General features: G+C 41.8%; 13 protein-coding genes. 9 read left to right on the top strand and 4 right to left on the bottom strand.

Annotated features, from left to right (window positions below):
• Positions 1-8: 8 nt before the first annotated feature.
• Positions 9-632, bottom strand: a complete 624-nt coding sequence (locus L1264_RS13840) for a hypothetical protein (protein WP_199527134.1) — start codon at positions 630-632, stop codon at positions 9-11.
• A gap of 129 nt (positions 633-761) precedes the next feature.
• Between L1264_RS13840 and L1264_RS13835 the strand changes: the two genes are divergently transcribed.
• On the top strand, positions 762-2,219 hold the full coding sequence (locus L1264_RS13835; RefSeq protein WP_138557998.1) for an ATP-binding cassette domain-containing protein: 1,458 nt from the start codon (positions 762-764) through the stop codon (positions 2,217-2,219).
• 26 nt (positions 2,220-2,245) lie between these two features.
• Here L1264_RS13835 and L1264_RS13830 read toward each other — a convergent pair whose 3' ends face one another.
• Complete coding sequence (locus tag L1264_RS13830; RefSeq protein ID WP_199527135.1) at positions 2,246-3,124, bottom strand: TraB/GumN family protein; 879 nt, start codon at positions 3,122-3,124, stop codon at positions 2,246-2,248.
• 535 nt (positions 3,125-3,659) lie between these two features.
• Here L1264_RS13830 and ilvG point away from each other — a divergent pair.
• The 7 genes from ilvG to can all read left to right on the top strand — a co-directional run bounded on the left by ilvG (position 3,660) and on the right by can (position 12,113).
• A complete protein-coding gene (gene ilvG, locus L1264_RS13825) occupies positions 3,660-5,309 on the top strand; it encodes an acetolactate synthase 2 catalytic subunit (protein WP_135922792.1) in 1,650 nt (549 codons plus the stop codon).
• Complete coding sequence (ilvM, locus tag L1264_RS13820; RefSeq protein WP_135922791.1) at positions 5,306-5,551, top strand: acetolactate synthase 2 small subunit; 246 nt, start codon at positions 5,306-5,308, stop codon at positions 5,549-5,551. Before ilvG ends, ilvM begins: the two co-directional genes overlap by 4 nt.
• 115 nt (positions 5,552-5,666) lie before the next feature.
• A complete protein-coding gene (gene ilvD / locus L1264_RS13815; protein WP_135922790.1) occupies positions 5,667-7,523 on the top strand; it encodes a dihydroxy-acid dehydratase in 1,857 nt (618 codons plus the stop codon).
• A gap of 2 nt (positions 7,524-7,525) precedes the next feature.
• Positions 7,526-9,079, top strand: coding sequence for a threonine ammonia-lyase, biosynthetic (gene ilvA, locus L1264_RS13810; protein ID WP_135922789.1), 1,554 nt, complete (start codon positions 7,526-7,528; stop codon positions 9,077-9,079).
• 124 nt (positions 9,080-9,203) lie between these two features.
• A complete protein-coding gene (locus L1264_RS13805; RefSeq protein WP_199527153.1) occupies positions 9,204-10,211 on the top strand; it encodes an ABC transporter substrate-binding protein in 1,008 nt (335 codons plus the stop codon).
• Positions 10,212-10,252: 41 nt separating this feature from the next.
• A complete protein-coding gene (locus tag L1264_RS13800) occupies positions 10,253-11,431 on the top strand; it encodes a methyltransferase (protein ID WP_199527137.1) in 1,179 nt (392 codons plus the stop codon).
• Positions 11,432-11,450: 19 nt separating this feature from the next.
• Positions 11,451-12,113, top strand: coding sequence for a carbonate dehydratase (can, locus tag L1264_RS13795; protein WP_135922787.1), 663 nt, complete (start codon positions 11,451-11,453; stop codon positions 12,111-12,113).
• A gap of 45 nt (positions 12,114-12,158) precedes the next feature.
• Here can and ubiK read toward each other — a convergent pair whose 3' ends face one another.
• The gene (gene ubiK / locus L1264_RS13790; RefSeq protein ID WP_036971505.1) at positions 12,159-12,422 is read right to left on the bottom strand and encodes a ubiquinone biosynthesis accessory factor UbiK; all 264 of its coding nucleotides are present in this window, start codon (positions 12,420-12,422) and stop codon (positions 12,159-12,161) included.
• 111 nt (positions 12,423-12,533) lie between these two features.
• Between ubiK and rep the strand changes: the two genes are divergently transcribed.
• Entirely contained in the window at positions 12,534-14,546 is a 2,013-nt protein-coding gene (gene rep / locus L1264_RS13785) for a DNA helicase Rep (protein WP_138557993.1), read from the top strand.
• Here the strand turns inward: rep and L1264_RS13780 are convergent.
• Positions 14,536-17,100: a bifunctional diguanylate cyclase/phosphodiesterase gene (locus L1264_RS13780; RefSeq protein ID WP_199527138.1), complete on the bottom strand. Its 2,565-nt coding sequence runs from the start codon at positions 17,098-17,100 to the stop codon at positions 14,536-14,538. The genes rep and L1264_RS13780 overlap by 11 nt on opposite strands.
• Positions 17,101-17,217 lie beyond the last annotated feature (117 nt).

The raw sequence follows: 17,217 nt of genomic DNA, 5'->3' as shown, positions 1-17,217 counted from the left end.
ACCGGTATTTAGTTAGTTACTTTGATGTCGCCGACACCCACTTCAACGTCAATAGCATATTGACCATTACCACGGTAGCTTGAGTGAGAGCTAACAACTTTACGGCTAGTGTTTGCATCATTTTTTAAGCCACGAATTTTGGTATCGCCAACGCCCGTATCGAGTTCAATACGTTTATAGTCGTCAAGCGCACTATCAATTCGAACGGCACCTACGCCTAGCTCAATATCTACCGAGTTGCTAGCGTCGTTAATTTCAATATCACCAACACCCAGCTCAACATCAATGGCCATTGACTTCGGCATTTTTACATACCAGCTTTGTTGAATGTCATCGTTATCTAGTTTTAAGTTCAACGACCCTGCGCTTTGTGAATGGCTTAATTCGATATCAGATAAATCAACCTCAGATCCAAACCAACCTTTATCATTTTTAGGCTCAATACGAACAGTAACGACCACTTCGCTGCCGTCATAGTTTTCTACTTCTAAGCTGCCTACTGGAAAATCAATTTCAAGCTGGCTTGCACCACTCACTGCGAAGTTATGATTTAATTCACGTGAATCTTTCGCCATTGCGTATGTTGTTGTTAGTGCTAAGCCAATAGCTGCTACATAAAGTAATTTTTTCATTGTCTGTTTCCTGTTGATGACCTTTTATACCTTAGTCGCAGCTATGTTCAAAAAAGGTTTAAACGATTTTTATTTTTTTGTTGAATGTTGTAACGTCAGGCTAGTAATAAGCCGGAATGAGGATTCATAGTGCAATATGTTCAGTTGGTTAATGTTAATGCCAGCCTTAAGGGGCAGGGTAATGAAGAGTATCGTTTACGTGATTTAAGTTTAACTGTATCAGCAGCGCAGCAATGGGTATTACTGGGTGAAAATGGAGCAGGAAAATCAGCAGTAGCAGCTGTAATTGCAGGTTGCTCGCGTATTGAGCAAGGCCAGTTTACCAATAACTTTGCACGAATTGCTGTGGTGTCACCTGATAGACAAAAGCAATTATTGGCCGATGAGCTAAATAAAGATCAGGATGATATTATTGATGGTCTTACGCCGCTAAGTACAGTTAAAGACATTATTTTGGCCGCCAGAAGCGACCATGACATTGATACTGAGTTACTTGAGCTACTCATAAAAACATTTGATTTTGATAGTAAAATGAATAATGCATTTCGTGACCTATCAACCGGTGAAACGCGAAAGCTGATGCTGATCCAAGCGCTAATTGGACGCCCTGAGTTACTTATTTTGGATGAACCGTTTGATGGTTTAGATGTAACAGCACTGCAAACTCTTAATCAGTTATTAGCTGAATTAAGCAAACACACGACGATGATTTTTGTTCTTAACAGGTTGAGTGAAATCCCTGACTTTGTTGATCATTATGCGTTTATAAAACATGCTCAGATCACTCACCAATTAGCGCAGCCAACGAAAGAGCAGCGCCAAGATCTTTTTAAATTGCTACATTTAGCGCAAACCGAATTAAACGTGCCCGAGGCAGATAACGACCATCAAGCGCCAGCCTTAACTGATCCCATATTAGTAAAACTTAAAGATGCCTCTGTAAGTTTTGGCGGAACCGTTATTTTTGAAAAGCTAAACTGGCAAATTAATCAAGGTGAACATTGGCAGTTAACGGGTAAAAACGGCTCGGGTAAAACTTGCTTACTTAATCTAATTACAGGTGATAACCCGCAGTGTTATAACAACGATATTAAGGTGTTTGGCTATCAGCGCGGCAGTGGCGAGAGTATCTGGCAAATTAAACAGCATATTGGTTATATTTCAAATGCCTTGCATATGGATTATCGCGTTAATATAACAGCGCTTAATACCATCGTATCAGGTTTTTATGACAGCATTGGTCTTTATCAAAAAGCCACTGAAACACAGCTATCAATCGCTAAAAAATGGTTAGCCTTACTAGGGTTAAACGACAAACAAAATAGCTCATTTAGCCAGCTTTCTTTTGGCGACCAACGCTTATTATTGATAGCGCGAGCTATGGTAAAACATCCTAGTTTATTGATTTTAGATGAACCATGCCTAGGTCTTGATGAAGCGAATAGGCAACGCGTGTTGTTACTGATAGAAAAAATCTGCGCCGCGGGTACCAGCACTGTGGTTTACGTTAATCACCATGCCAGTGATAAAATTGCAGGCATCGACAACTATTTAGAGATGGCTGATTTCACAAAAAAAGCGCCATAAGGCGCTTTTTTCTGATGTTTATATATTTAGATACGGGTAATGGTGAAACCTTTATCTGTTAATTGTTTTAATAAACCATGTTGCTCAGGTAAGTGTAAAGCACCTACAGCTATGAAAAGTTTTTCTTTACCAATGCGAGTCGATAGTTGCTCAACCCAGTCATTATTGCGATCAATCAGCATAACCTGCTCACTTAGTTCACCGTATTGTGAGTCGTCAAAACTTTCGTTATAAAAAGAGGTTAACGTTTTCATGTCGCCTGACTTCCACGCCTTAATAAGACCTAAAAAGTAGGTATCGACATCAGCGAGTTGCTCAAAGGTTTCCTCAATCATTTTGTCGTTCATGATCGCTAGGTGTTCAAACATTTCCATTTGTCGTTCTAGAGTTTCTAACTCACCTACGGCAATGTTATTTTCTTTAGCGTAAGCAAGAACCTGTTTGTCTATCCCATATTGATCTGAAAATCCAACGCGTTGAAATTCCATTTGCATCATCGTAATCATAACCGCCCAAGGTGCTAAGTTCTTAAACATTGCGATATCAATTGATTTGTCAGCAAAGTACTTTTGCAGTTTCGCATAGTTAGCTGGCGATAATTCTGACTGTAAGGTTTTACCATCTTTTAGCATCATAAATGGCAATGAGCGACGTTGCATCTCCATAGGAGATATTGAGCTAATATCCACTTCAACAATCACTTTATCACTATTATCAAGGGCCTGAGTTACTTTGTTTGGCAAGCCTTTCATGCTGGTATCACCCACATGAACAGTGCCAAATAAATAAGAGGCAACCCCGTTTTTTTCTACCTTCCATAAGCCAGGTTCTGCAAAAACATGCTGACTAAAGCCAAGCACTAAAACAAGACAAAACAAAACCTTGATATGCTGAATGAGTTTCATAACTTTCCTTTTAAGCTGTCGTTATTTTCAATACTAAACTAATTTTTTGTTGGTCGTTAAATTAAATCGCTCTCAAATAGAAATTCAGCAATATCCTAGATAAAAATTAATCAATCATTTAATGGCTTATTACGAGGTATGAAATTTCAAAAAACGAACGATATCGAAAAATAAATCCGTAATAATTGTTTTTGTGCATATATTTTTCTTTAAATTCGCGTTTATCTTGTTTTTTTGAATTGATTTTTATGTTGACTTAACGGGCTTGTCGCGGTACTAATAGAAAAAGGCAGCGGGATGGCTAGATTTCCGCTACAAATGAACAGAATTTGGTTACGGATAATGCTTACTAACAAACTCACTCTTATTCTAATTAACGTCGTGGTGATTATTATTACCGCGGGGGCTAGTTAGTGCTTGGAGAAAAGTAAAGCATTTAAAAAGCCCCCCGCACTTAATAGTCCGGGGGGCTTTTTCGTTTAAAGGGTTTGAATCGCAGCAAATACACAATGTCACTGAGGAATGAGGATTTACGATGACAGGCGCAGAGTTAACAATCGATTTATTAGCCAAACATGGCGTTAAGGATGTTTTTGGATACCCAGGTGGTGCCATCATGCCTATTTACGACGCTTTGTACGGTGCGCCAGTCAAGCATTACCTGACACGCCATGAGCAAGGTGCTGGTTTTGCGGCCGTAGGCTTTGCACGTAGCACAGGTAAGTTAGGTGTGTGTTTTGCAACATCGGGCCCAGGTGCAACTAACTTAATCACTGCACTTGCCGATGCGATGATGGATTCAGTGCCATTACTTGCTATAACAGGGCAAGTGCCAACCGCTGCGATAGGCTCAGATGCTTTTCAAGAAGTGGATGTGTTGGGTATGTCATTATCATGCACAAAGCACAGCTACATGGTTGAACGTGCAGAAGACCTTGCCGAAATCCTGCAAGAAGCCATCCACCTAGCACAAAGCGGTCGCCCTGGCCCTGTGTTAGTTGATATCCCCAAAGACATTCAAATGGCGCAAGTGCCATTCCACCCTTGGCTAGCTGCAGAAGATTATTTACCTAAACTAGATCCGAACCAAGTTGCTATAGCAAATCAAATCTTAAGCGAAGCACAGCGCCCAGTAGCCTACGTGGGCGGTGGCGTACAAGCCGCTGATGCGCAAAACGAGCTTATGCAGTTTTTAGAAAAAACACATATGCCTGCGGTTTCAACCTTAAAAGCGTTAGGTAGTGTGTTACCTGATTACGATTATGACTTAGGTATGCTAGGTATGCATGGCGGTAAAGCGGCTAACTTAGCGGTGCAAGAATGTGATGTATTAGTTTGTATCGGCGCCCGTTTTGACGACCGAGTAACTGGCAACTTGAGTAAGTTTGCGGCAAAAGCAAAGGTGATCCACTTAGATATCGATGCTGCTGAAGTAGGTAAACGCAAGCCTGTAAAAGCGTCGTTAGTGGCAGATTTAAAAACCTCATTACCGCAACTTGATTGTTTTGTGACACCTGACGAGTGGTTGACTCATATCGAAAGTATGATGAAAGAGCATGCTTGGCGTTACGACTACCCGGGCGAAAAAGTATTTGCTCCTTATTTGTTAAACCAACTAAGTCAAAAAATGCCATCAACCGGCGTAGTGTGTTGTGATGTTGGCCAGCACCAAATGTGGGTTGCGCAGCATATGAAATTTAGCCACCCAAGCAATCATTTAAGTAGTGGTGGTGCAGGTACTATGGGCTTTGGTTTACCGGCAGCGATCGGTGCCCAAGTTGCTCGCCCAAATGATTTTGTGATCACCGTGTCAGGTGATGGCTCAATCATGATGAACATTCAAGAGCTGGCAACGATTCGTCGTAACAACTTACCAGTTAAAATTTTAATCTTAGATAACCAGCGTTTAGGCATGGTACGTCAATGGCAACAGCTATTTTTTGAGGGTCGTTATTCTGAAACCAATCTTTCGGATAATCCTGATTTTGTAGCACTTGCGGCAGTATTTGGTATTCCAGGTCAAACCATCACTAAAGCAGAAGAGGTCGATGCTGCGGTTGATGCGTTAGTGAAAAGTGAAGGTCCTTACATTTTACATGCTTGTATTGATGATAAAGAAAATGTATGGCCGCTCGTACCACCAGGTGCAGCCAATGATGAAATGATGACGGAGACAGTAAAATGAAACACACCCTAACGATTACATTAAAAAATCAAAGTGTCGCAGTTGAGCGCTTTTTACGCGTTGTTCGTCATCGCGGTTTTGATTTAACAACAATGAACCTAGAAATGGCTGATGGAACTTTTCATGTCACCATGACAGTCGACAGCGATAAGCCAATTTATTTACTAACATCACAGTTAAATAAATTGGTTGATGTAAGACAGGTCAGCATTGAAAACCAGTTTCACCAACAGGCAATGTAACAACGAATAAACTAATTCAACAGGTCGCTTAAGCGCTAAAACGACGGTTAAGCGAATAAATAAATTTTTGGAATGAGGAAGTCAGTGGCATGCCACTGCAACAACTGAGGTAATTATGGCTAAATTAAGAAGTGCAACAACAACAGAAGGTCGCAAACGTGCAGGTGCGCGCGCACTATGGCGTGCAACGGGGATGACAGATAAAGACTTTGGGAAGCCGATTATCGCAGTTGTTAACTCATACACTCAGTTCGTTCCTGGTCACGTTCACCTTAATCAGTTAAGTGAACTAATGGCCGAAACCATCACCGAAGCAGGTGGTGTACCAAAAGAGTTTAATACCATTGCAATCGATGATGGCATCGCAATGGGTCACGGCGGTATGCTTTATTCACTGCCATCGCGTGATTTAATTGCTGACTCAGTTGAATACATGGTTAATGCACACTGTGCCGATGCTATGATCTGTATTTCTAACTGCGACAAAATCACCCCAGGAATGATGCTGGCAGCGCTTCGTTTAAATATTCCGGTTATTTTCGTATCAGGTGGGCCAATGGAAGCGGGTAAAACACGCCTTGCTGATATCGATATCAAGCTCGACTTGGTTGATGCCATGGTTAAAGGGGCTGATACCTCTGTGAGCGATGAAGATTCAGAAAAAGTAGAGCGCTCAGCGTGCCCTACTTGTGGCTCGTGTTCAGGTATGTTTACTGCCAACTCAATGAACTGTTTATTAGAAGCGATTGGTCTGGCACTACCGGGTAACGGAACCACACTTGCAACGCACAAAGACCGTAAGCAGCTGTATGTTGAAGCGGGCGCACGCATTGTTGATTTATGCCGTGAATATTATCAAAAAGATAATGCAGCGGTATTACCACGTGCTATTGCAAATCGCACCGCTTTTATGAATGCGATGGTGGTTGATATTGCCATGGGTGGTTCATCAAATACGGTGCTTCACTTATTAGCTGCGGCGCAAGAAGCAGGTGTAGACTTTGATATGTCGCACATCGATGAGCTGTCTCGCAAAACACCATTCCTATGTAAAGTGGCACCCGCGACAAACAAATACCACATTGAAGATGTTCACCGTGCTGGTGGCATGATGGCCATCATCCGAGAGCTAGGCAAAGCTGGATTAGTTGATTTATCAGTTGATCACGTAGCAGGTCATACTATGGCTGAGATGGTTGCTAAATGGGACGCGACCGATCCAAGTAACGAAGTGGCGCAAAAATTCTATAAAGCGGGCCCTGCTGGTATTCGAACTACAAAAGCAATGAGCCAAGAATGCCGCTGGCCAGAACTTGATAATGACCGAGAAAACGGTTGTATCCGCAGTGTTGAAAATGCTTTTCGTCAAGATGGTGGCTTAGCTGTGTTATCGGGCAACCTTGCCCTTGATGGCTGTATTGTTAAAAGTGCCGGTGTTGTTGAAGAGATGCTACATTTTGAAGGCCCTGCCGTTGTTTATGAATCACAAGATGATTCGGTAGAAGGAATTTTAAATGGCGAAGTAAAAGCGGGTGATGTGGTTGTTATTCGCTACGAGGGGCCAAAAGGTGGTCCGGGCATGCAAGAAATGCTGTACCCAACAAGTTACTTAAAATCGGTTGGTTTAGGCGAAAAATGTGCGCTTATCACAGATGGTCGTTTCTCAGGTGGTACGTCGGGCTTATCAATTGGTCATGTTTCGCCAGAAGCAGCAAGCGGCGGTGCAATAGCCTATGTTGAAAACGGCGATAAAATAATCATTGATATCGCGACCCGTGAAATCACTTTAGCGCTGTCTGATGAAGAGCTAGAAGCGCGTAAGCAAAAACAATTAGCGCGTGGTAAAGATGCATATAAACCATTAAATCGTGAACGCTATGTATCGCCTGCACTTAAAGCCTATGCGTTACTTGCAACCAGCGCAGATAAAGGAGCTGTGCGCGATTTAGCTAAACTTGAGGAGCTAAGTTAATTATGGTGTCCCAAGAGCTCGATTATTTTCGCGCTATCATCCAAGCGAACATGGAGCCGCTTGCAAAAGTCACTGAGGTCAGCGAAATGGCTGAACTCAGTGCGCGATTAGGCAATCATGTGTGGTTAAAGCGTGAGGACCAACAACCGGTTTATTCATTTAAGTTACGTGGTGCTTTTCATAAGCTGGGCAAGCTGCCAAAAGGGTCTGATGTGATCACGGCTTCAGCTGGCAACCATGCACAAGGCGTAGCACTGAGTGCCTCTTTTTTAGGGCATAAAGCAACTATTGTGATGCCAGTTACAACACCCGAAATTAAAGTCAATGCAGTGCGTGCTTTAGGTGGTGAAGTGGTATTACACGGCCATCATTTTGATGCGGCTAAAGCCCATGCTTTAGAGCTCACAGAGCAGCGCAATGGGGTATTTGTACCACCGTTTGATGATCCTGATGTGATTGTTGGCCAAGGTACGGTTGCCCGTGAATTAATGCAACAGCTTAATGAGCTTGATGCAGTCTTTATTCCTGTGGGGGGCGGTGGCTTACTTGCAGGCATGGCGGTGTACATTAAATCTTTACGTCCCGATATCAAAGTTATTGGTGTTGAAGCCGACGAGAGTGCTTGTTTAAAAGCTGCGCTTGAGGCTGGCAAACCCGTTGAGCTTGACCGCGTTGGCAGCTTTGCGGATGGCGTAGCAGTAAAAATCATCGGTACAGAAACCTTTCGTTTAGCGCAAAAGTTTTGTGATGAAGTTGTCACTGTAACGGGCGATGAAATCTGCGCAGCAATGCAAGATATCTTTGTTTCAACCCGTGCTATAGCGGAGCCTTCAGGAGCACTATCAACAGCGGGTTTAAAGAAGTGGTGCCAACAAAATGGTGTGAAAGGCTTAAACGTAGCTGCGATTTTATCGGGTGCAAACTTAAACTTTGACCGCTTACGTTATGTTGCTGAGCGAACCGCGCTTGGTGAAAAGAACGAGGCACTTCTTGCCGTAACTATCAAAGAAGAAAAGGGCAGCTTCAAGCAGTTTTGCGCTTCTTTAGGTGGGCGTGCAATCACCGAATTTAACTATCGTTATGCAGGACCAGGCGAAGCACAAATTTTTGTTGGTATTGCTTTGAGACAAGGCCAACAAGAGCTTGATGAGCTGAAAGGCGCACTGACTGAAAATGGTTATACGTTTTGCGATCTATCAGATAACGAGCTGGCTAAATTGCATATTCGTTATATGGTGGGTGGTAAAGCACCGGCTCAGTTGCATGAACGTCTGTTACGTTTTGAGTTTCCTGAATACCCAGGTGCACTAGCGCGCTTCTTAGATACACTAGGTAGCAATTGGAGTATCACTTTATTCCACTACCGCAATCATGGTGGGTCAATTGGTAATGTTTTGGCTGCCTTTGCTATTGAGCCGAGTGATTATGAGGTATTTAACGAGCACTTGAACCGGTTGGGTTATAACGTTCAAGATGAAACAAATAACCCATGTTTTACGCAATTTTTAACCACTCAAGGCCAAGAGTTAGCTGATGTAAAAGCGGCTAATCAATAAAACCGATTTAAGGCTCCTTTTGGAGCCTTGATTTTTTATTGGCTTTTCCTATAGTTAATGGATGGTTTTCAAGCAAGGATGATGCGTGCGTGGAACTCGCTATTACATAGGGTTACTTTGTTTAATGTGCAGCTTGAGTGCATTGAGTAAGGATAAGGTTACCCTACAATTAAAATGGACTCATCAATTCCAATTTGCTGGCTATTATGTGGCATCACAGAAAGGCTTTTATAAAGAAGCAGGCCTTGATGTAACAATTTTACCCGCCGATCCAAACGACCCTGATACCTTCCCTAAAGTGTTAAGTGGCAAAGCTGACTTTGCAATTACTCACTCAGGCATATTGCAAAAGCGCCAACAAGGAGCGCCAGTTGTTGCCTTAGGAGCCATACTGCAGTTTTCACCTTATTGTTGGATGGTGAAAAATAACTCAGATATTTTTCAGCCTCGAGACTTTGTAGGCAAGAAGATCAGTAAAGTAAGCTCGTTGGAAAACGCCGAATTACTAGTCATGCTTCGTAAAGCTGGATTAGATTATCAACATTTAATAGAGGCAAGCACCGAAGGAGGAATTGAGCAGTGGCTTAATGGTGAGCTTGATGCGGTGCAAGTGTATGTTACCAATGAACCTTATACAATGACGCTGCGTGGTGTAGGGCACCGATTAATCTGCCCACAAAAGTTTGGTCTAAATGTGTATAGCGATATTTTATATACTTCAGAGTCGATGCTCAAAGCTAATCCTGATGTTGTTAACCGCTTTTATCAAGCAAGTATTAAAGGCTGGCGCTATGCATTACACAACATGAATGAGACGATTGCATTGACCAAAAAGCACTATGCGGTTCATAAGAGTATTCAAGAACTTGCCCATGAAGCTGATGTGTTGGTCAATTATATTCAGCCGCCAGGAATTAACATCGGCAATATGTCGATGGCTAAATGGCGATTGATTGCTGACTTATACGGACTCAGCCAAGATGAGTTTGATCAAACGTTTGCCGGTTTTATGTATCAACACCAGCAAGATGAGGGATTAGAATTATCGTGGATGCTGATTTTAGCAATTTTATTAAGCATTGCCTGCATTCCATTATATATCCACTTGAACAGAAGTAATCTGCGCTTGTAAAAACTGTTATACTACATTTTATTTGTTGTCGTTTTGTAGTTATGACCCTTGCTCAGCAGTTTGCTGCCTTAGATACTTTGCTTTTTTCAACCCGTCAGTACTGGCAATGTACCGCATTTGATTATGATGCAATCCCTTGGCCTGAACTTTCGTCTTTATTATGGGCCCTTGACGATCAACAAGTTAGTGAACTAGATAGTGACCAGAATGCGTTGTATGCCTATTTTGCAAAGGCAATTAAGGGGCTCGATGAGCTTAAATCGTTATGCGAACTTCCCACAACCCAACAAACCCGAGATGAGTTTCCATTTTGGATCAGTAACGGCATTAAAGGGCGTAAGTTCGAGCAACTACAGGACTTTGTTGCAGCGATTAGCCAGCAGAAGTCACAGTATCCAGTACTTGAATGGTGTGCTGGAAAAGGGCATTTAGGGCGCATGCTCGCTTTTAATGGAGCACCGAGTATTCATAGCATAGAACTACAAGCGCATTTGTGTGAACAAGGTCAACACAGTGCTAATCAACAACAATTACCTATGCAGTTTTCGCAAGCTAATGTACTTACCGATGATGTTACTGAGTATTTTAAAGAGCAACAGCATGCCGTTGCGTTGCACGCCTGTGGTCGATTGCATCAAACATTTATGCAGCAAGCAAGTGATGCTAAAACTCAGCAAATAAGCTTTTCTCCATGTTGTTATCATTTATTCACGGATAACGATTATCAAGCAATGAGTGAGCCTGCAAAGCAAAGCCAGCTTGCGTTGACTCATCGCGATTTAAAATTGGCACTACAAGAAACCGTCACTGCTCCGAGTCGTGTTGATAAGGTGCGAAAAACTGAAGTCGAATGGCGGCTTGGTTTTGATGCGTTGCGTAAATCAATCACGGCAGAGCAGCACTATGTTAGTGTCCCGTCGGTGAACAAAGCGATCTTTTCTGATTCTTTTAAATCATTTTGTTTATGGGCTGCTGAGAAAAAATCATTATCACTGCCAGAAGATATTGATTACCATGAATTTTTAGCAATAGGGAAACAACGAAAACGAGTAACTGAGCGTGTTGAACTCGTCCGACATGTGTTCAGAAGGGCAATTGAAGTTTGGCTCGTGCTCGATCGTGCTTTATATTTGCAACAACAAGGGTATCAAGTAACGGTTAGTACGTTTTGTGAAAAGCAGCTCACCCCAAGGAATATCTTGATCCAAGCTAATTATTAAAACATCGTAAAGAGGCGCAATGAGAAAGTTAAAAAATTTATTCGAAAATAATAGACGTTGGGCAGCGCGTACGAGTGAAAATGATCCTGAGTTTTTTAAAATTCTATCAATGCAGCAAAATCCAGAGTACTTGTGGATCGGTTGTTCAGATTCGCGTGTACCGGCTAATGAAATCGTTGACTTGTTACCGGGCGAATTATTTGTTCACCGTAATGTAGCAAATGTCGTTGTTCATACTGATCATAACTGTTTATCAGTAATGCAGTATGCTGTTGAAGTGCTTAAAGTAAAACACATCATGGTTGTCGGTCACTATGGTTGTGGTGGTGTGCAAGCGGTATTAAATGAAGCGAGCTTTGGTTTAATTGATAACTGGCTTCGTCATGTAGGTGATGTAAAAGAAAAACACATCGAACAACTTAACGCATTACCTGAAAAAGAGCGTTTAAATAGTCTGATAGAATTAAACGTTATTGAACAAGTACGTAACGTGTGCCGTACTAACATAGTGCAAGATGCGTGGGCGAAAGGCCAAGAGTTAACAATTCATGGTTGGGTTTATGGCTTAGCGAATGGTCACCTCAATGACTTAGAGTCGGTTGTGACGTGTGCTGAAGAAGCTAATGAGACCTATGGAATTGCGGTTAAGCGTGTATTTGAACGAGTGGCTGAAAAAAGCTAATACCGAATAAAGTAGAAAAAAGGAGAGCTAATTCGCTCTCCTTTTTTATTGTTCGTCTTGTTTGCTAGCAAGTTGCTGCTCAAGTAATGCAACTTTCTCTTCAAGCTCAGTGAGTTTTTCACGAGTACGAATAAGTACTTGGCTTTGAATATCAAACTCGTCACGGCTTACAAAGTCCATCTCAGCAAGTTTGTTTTGAATAGCTTGCTTAGTTTTGCCTTCGATTGTATCGGCAAGGTTTTTCACACCTTGCGGCATGTTATCAGTAATTTGCTTAGCGATTTCTTCAAGTTTTGCTGGGTTGATCATGTTCGTCCCTTGAGTCACGTAAAAAAACAATCTTACCTTATTGGCTAGGCGTAGTGTAGTGATTACGGTAAAATTGCCCGTCCTGTCTTTGGATAATTTCTTTAGGGGCTTATGAAACTCAACCCAAAACAAGATGAAGCGGTAAAGTATATTAGTGGGCCGTGTCTGGTATTAGCCGGTGCGGGCTCTGGTAAAACGCGTGTTATTACTAATAAAATCGCTTACTTGGTGCAAAAGTGTGAGTATCAAGCACGCAATATTGCTGCGGTAACCTTTACCAACAAAGCAGCAAAAGAGATGCGTGAGCGTGTCACGCAAACACTCGGCAAGCAAGAGTCGAAAGGCTTATGGGTTTCAACGTTTCATACCCTCGGTCTTGAGATCATCAAAAAAGAGCTAACCACTTTAGGCTTTAAGCCCGGATTTTCGTTGTTTGATGATCAAGATACCAATCAGCTATTAGCTGAGCTGACCGAAGAAGAGCTTAAAAAAGACAAAGACTTACTCAACCTGCTTAAGATGCAAATAGGCAGCTGGAAGAACGAATTAATTCTACCTGAGCGTGCTATTCGCGAAGCCAGAGAGCCGCAAAAAGCTTTATTTGCCCAGCTGTATGCGCGTTATCAAAATCAACTGCGGGCTTATAATGCGCTTGATTTTGATGATCTGATAATGATCCCCACTTTATTACTTAGCCAAAACGCCACTTCTCGTGAGCGTTGGCAACAGCGTTTTCGTTACTTGCTGGTGGATGAGTATCAAGATACTAATACCAGTCAGTATCAACTGGTTAAATTATTAGTGGGTGAGCGAGCTCGTTTTACCGTGGTAGGCGATGACGACCAATCAATTTACTCATGGCGCGGTGCCAGACCACAAAACCTTGTGTTATTGAGTAAAGACTTTCCGGGCTTACGTTTGATTAAGCTTGAACAAAACTACCGAAGTGCTGGGCGAATTCTTAAAGCGGCGAATATTTTGATTGCCAATAACCCTCATGAGTTTGATAAAAAGCTATTTAGTGAGCTTGGTTATGGTGAGCCTATCAAGGTCATTGGTTGTCGTGATGAAGAGCATGAATCAGAGCGAGTGGTGGCAGAGATCATTTCTCATAAATTTATGAAACGCACCAGCTATAAAGATTACGCAATTTTATACCGTGGTAACCACCAAGCGAGAGTGTTTGAAAAAGCACTCATGAGCAACCGCATTCCTTATAAGATCAGCGGTGGTATGTCGTTTTTCTCTCGCTCAGAAATTAAAGACATCATGGCTTACTTACGCCTATTGGTGAACCAAGATGACGACAACGCATTTTTACGAATCGTCAATACGCCACGCCGTGAGATTGGTACGGTCACTTTGGAAAAGCTAGGTACGCTTGCTAATGAAAAACATATCAGCTTATTTGCTGCCTGTTTTGAGCCTGAGCTTGCGCATCGACTAAAAGGCCGTGGTTTTAATGCTTTAGCTGGTTTTGCCCGTTGGGTGGTTGAGCTATCTGATAACGCTGTACGTGGTGACACCCTTGAAGCAGTTAAAGAATTAGTTAGGCAAATTAATTACGAAGCATATCTGTACGAGTCATCACCGAGTGCAAAAGCCGCTGAAATGCGCATGAAAAACGTCTCAGAGCTTTATCGTTGGATCACTGATATGCTGACAGGGGACGCAGACAATCCGCCGCTGAACCTCGCTGAAGTGGTCAGTAAACTGACCTTACGTGACATGCTTGAGCGTAACGAAGAAGAAGACGAATCCGATGCGGTACAATTACTAACGCTACATGCTTCAAAAGGTTTGGAGTACCCGTATGTGTTTATGGTTGGCATGGAAGAGGGGTTATTACCGCACCAAGTGAGCATTGATGAAGATAACGTCGAAGAAGAGCGTCGCCTTGCTTATGTAGGTATTACGCGTGCTCAGCAAGAGCTGGTAATGACCTATGCTAAGTTACGCCGTCAATTTGGTGAAACCTCAGAGACTGAGTTGAGCCGTTTTGTACAGGAATTACCGCAAGATGACCTAGCCTTTGAATCTAAAAAGCCACCGTCATCGCAAGCAGAGCGTATGGAAAAAGGACAGGCTCGTGTGGCTAATCTAAGAGCAATGCTTAAGAAGTAATCGACTTTGCGTTTGGCACGACTTGATCAAAGGGTGCCAGCGCACGTTGTTTTCCAATAAACAAAGACAAGCCATGCTTTTCTAGCAAGGTGCGGTAATTGAAAATAGACGGCCCTTTAGCGATTACTTGGATATTTTGCAGTTTAGTAATCGCCAGCACACCTTGCAGTTGTAAATGATAATTTTCTTGCTGTAGTACTCGTTTGCTGAAGGTTGAGCTTAACAGTAAGTAATCGAACTCGAACTCAGTAAGCAGATTTAGTTCACAGCGATCTTTAGCAAATTCGTTCAAGCCGATAGATACTCCTAAAGAAATAAGCTCTTTTAAGTTCTCTATTTGCACAGCTGATGCATAACGGATCTCTTGCTCATTAAATAGCAAACAGATTTTGCTCGCATGATTTACTTGTAATAGCTTAGTCAATACTTTGAAATTAATGCGTTCAAGTACTAAGCCTGAGCATGGGAATAATACTTTTTTAAGATTATTCGTATTGATTAACGTAAAAGCTTGTTCAATGAGCTTTAGCTCAACTTCAAAGTGCTGCACGCGATCAGTCGCAAACTTCTTCAAAACTTCAAAGCTAGTACTGCCTAGTACAGGGTGTTCACCAAATGCTTCGAGTAAAGACTCTGGGTGAGGTTGCTCATCAAGGGTAATGATTTCTGCACTTCTAAAGTGCATTGGCAAATCATCCAAGTGATGCATTGATTCTGATTCGTGATGAGTTAGCGACGTATTAAGCAATGGATGAAAAGATTCAAATCGATTACGACCTGCATTTTTAGCGTAATACATAGCAGCATCAGCATCGCGGATAATTTCATCAGTGTGCTTATAACTCGGTTGAGAGTAAGTAATACCAATACTCGCACCGCTTTGAATACATTGACCTTTTAAACAAAACGGCTTTTTCATTATCTCAATAATTCGCTTAGCAACATCTTGTGCTTGCTGTTGCTCTGTTAGATGAGTCAACAACACAACAAATTCATCTCCGCCTAAGCGCGCTAATAAATCATGCTCACGAATACAGTGCGAAAAGGATTCTGCAACACTAATTAAAAACTGATCTCCGGCTTGATGACCAAGCTGATCATTAATGTCTTTAAATTTATCTAAATCGATAAATAACACTGCAAATTGTTGTTCTGGATAGCGCTGGTAGTGCTGAAGTGTTTTCTCAAGCTGAGTTAAGAATAAACTGCGATTTGGTAAACTAGTGAGAGAATCATGATGGGCATCATGATAAAGCTGTTGCTCTATTTTTTTACGTTCTTCCATCTGCATTTGCAAGTGCATATTAGCTTGGCGTAATTCTTTGGTTTTTTCGGCCACTCTATGTTCAAGCTTTTGATGGCTTTGTTTAAGCGCTTGATTGGCTAAATGTGCTTGGATAACGTTGGCAATTTGATGTGAAACAAAGGTAATGAGCTCACAGTCATCTTGGCTAAATTCATGTTTGTTATTATATGCTTGGCAGACTATTAAACCGATAACACCTTGCGATGTTTTAAGAGGGGCACCTAACCAGCTCGTGGCTGTTTGTTCTCGGGGAACATTAACAGGCTTCTCAACTATGCCAAGTTTAACCAGTTCTTGTTCTCTTTTACTATCAATAAGCTGACATTTTTCGGTACTTAGCACTAATTCACTGTACCCTTTAGCAAACGGACGCGGCTTAGCATTGTTATTATATTCATCAACACAATACGGAAAGCTTAACCAGTTTGTGTTTTCATCATACAGTGCAATATATAAATTATCTGCGTATGTAATTGTTTTAATAATTTCATGCACATGCAGATAAACATCCTCTAAGTTTTCACTGAGCGTAGCTAGCTCTGAGATTTTAAACAGGATCTGTTGTCGCTCGAGGGCATTTTTCCGATGTTGAATTTCTTCGTTGAGGGCTTGGTTACTTTGCGTTAGTGCACGAGTACGAATTTTTACTTCTGATTCTAGTAATTCACGTTTTTTGACCCGCTCAATCGCTGTTGCTAAGTACATCGACATCGCTTCGAGTAGTTCAATTTGCTGCTCGGTATAGCCATTTTGTTCATCGTAACTTTGTGCAACCATTACACCAATGATTGTTTTATCTCGGTATACAGGTACACCCACCCAATGCTCCGCCGGGGTTCCAAATACTTTAAACAGACCTTGCTGCTCGGCTAGCTCTGTTTGTTGTTTAGTAAAGTAACTGGTTTCTCCGTGTTTAAACACATACCCCGTTAATCCTTCCTTAAAGTACTGCTCATATTTTAAAGGCACCGATAAACCATCTTTTTCATCGGCAAAATAAGACAGTTCGAGGTTATCGTAAACAGGATTGTGTAAAACGACGAAAAAATTCTTACTAGGAATAAAATCTTGTAAAATTTCGTGAATAGCTGGATAGAGTAGGGTTAATTCGGCAACAGTGCTGGCCTGCTCTGATAATTGTAAGAGAGCATTTTGCAGGTGATGTGATTGCTTATACTGTTGTAAAAGCGATTTTAAACGAGCATTTTTACGGGCTAGTTTATCAATGTGTGTTGCTGAATCTTCCAATGATTTAGAACCAGATCTTATTATTGTTTAAATATCGTCCTATATAGTTCCACTTTTTTATTAGATCGTCAAGTAACAGTTGTTAACAAAATACTAATTAATTGTGGGGCTAATTCG

It is taken from the genome of Pseudoalteromonas sp. APAL1, assembly GCF_021532475.1.
Taxonomy (GTDB): domain Bacteria; phylum Pseudomonadota; class Gammaproteobacteria; order Enterobacterales; family Alteromonadaceae; genus Pseudoalteromonas; species Pseudoalteromonas lipolytica_C.
Note: the sequence above shows the minus strand (reverse complement) of the source record. Positions and strands in the feature narration are given on the sequence as shown.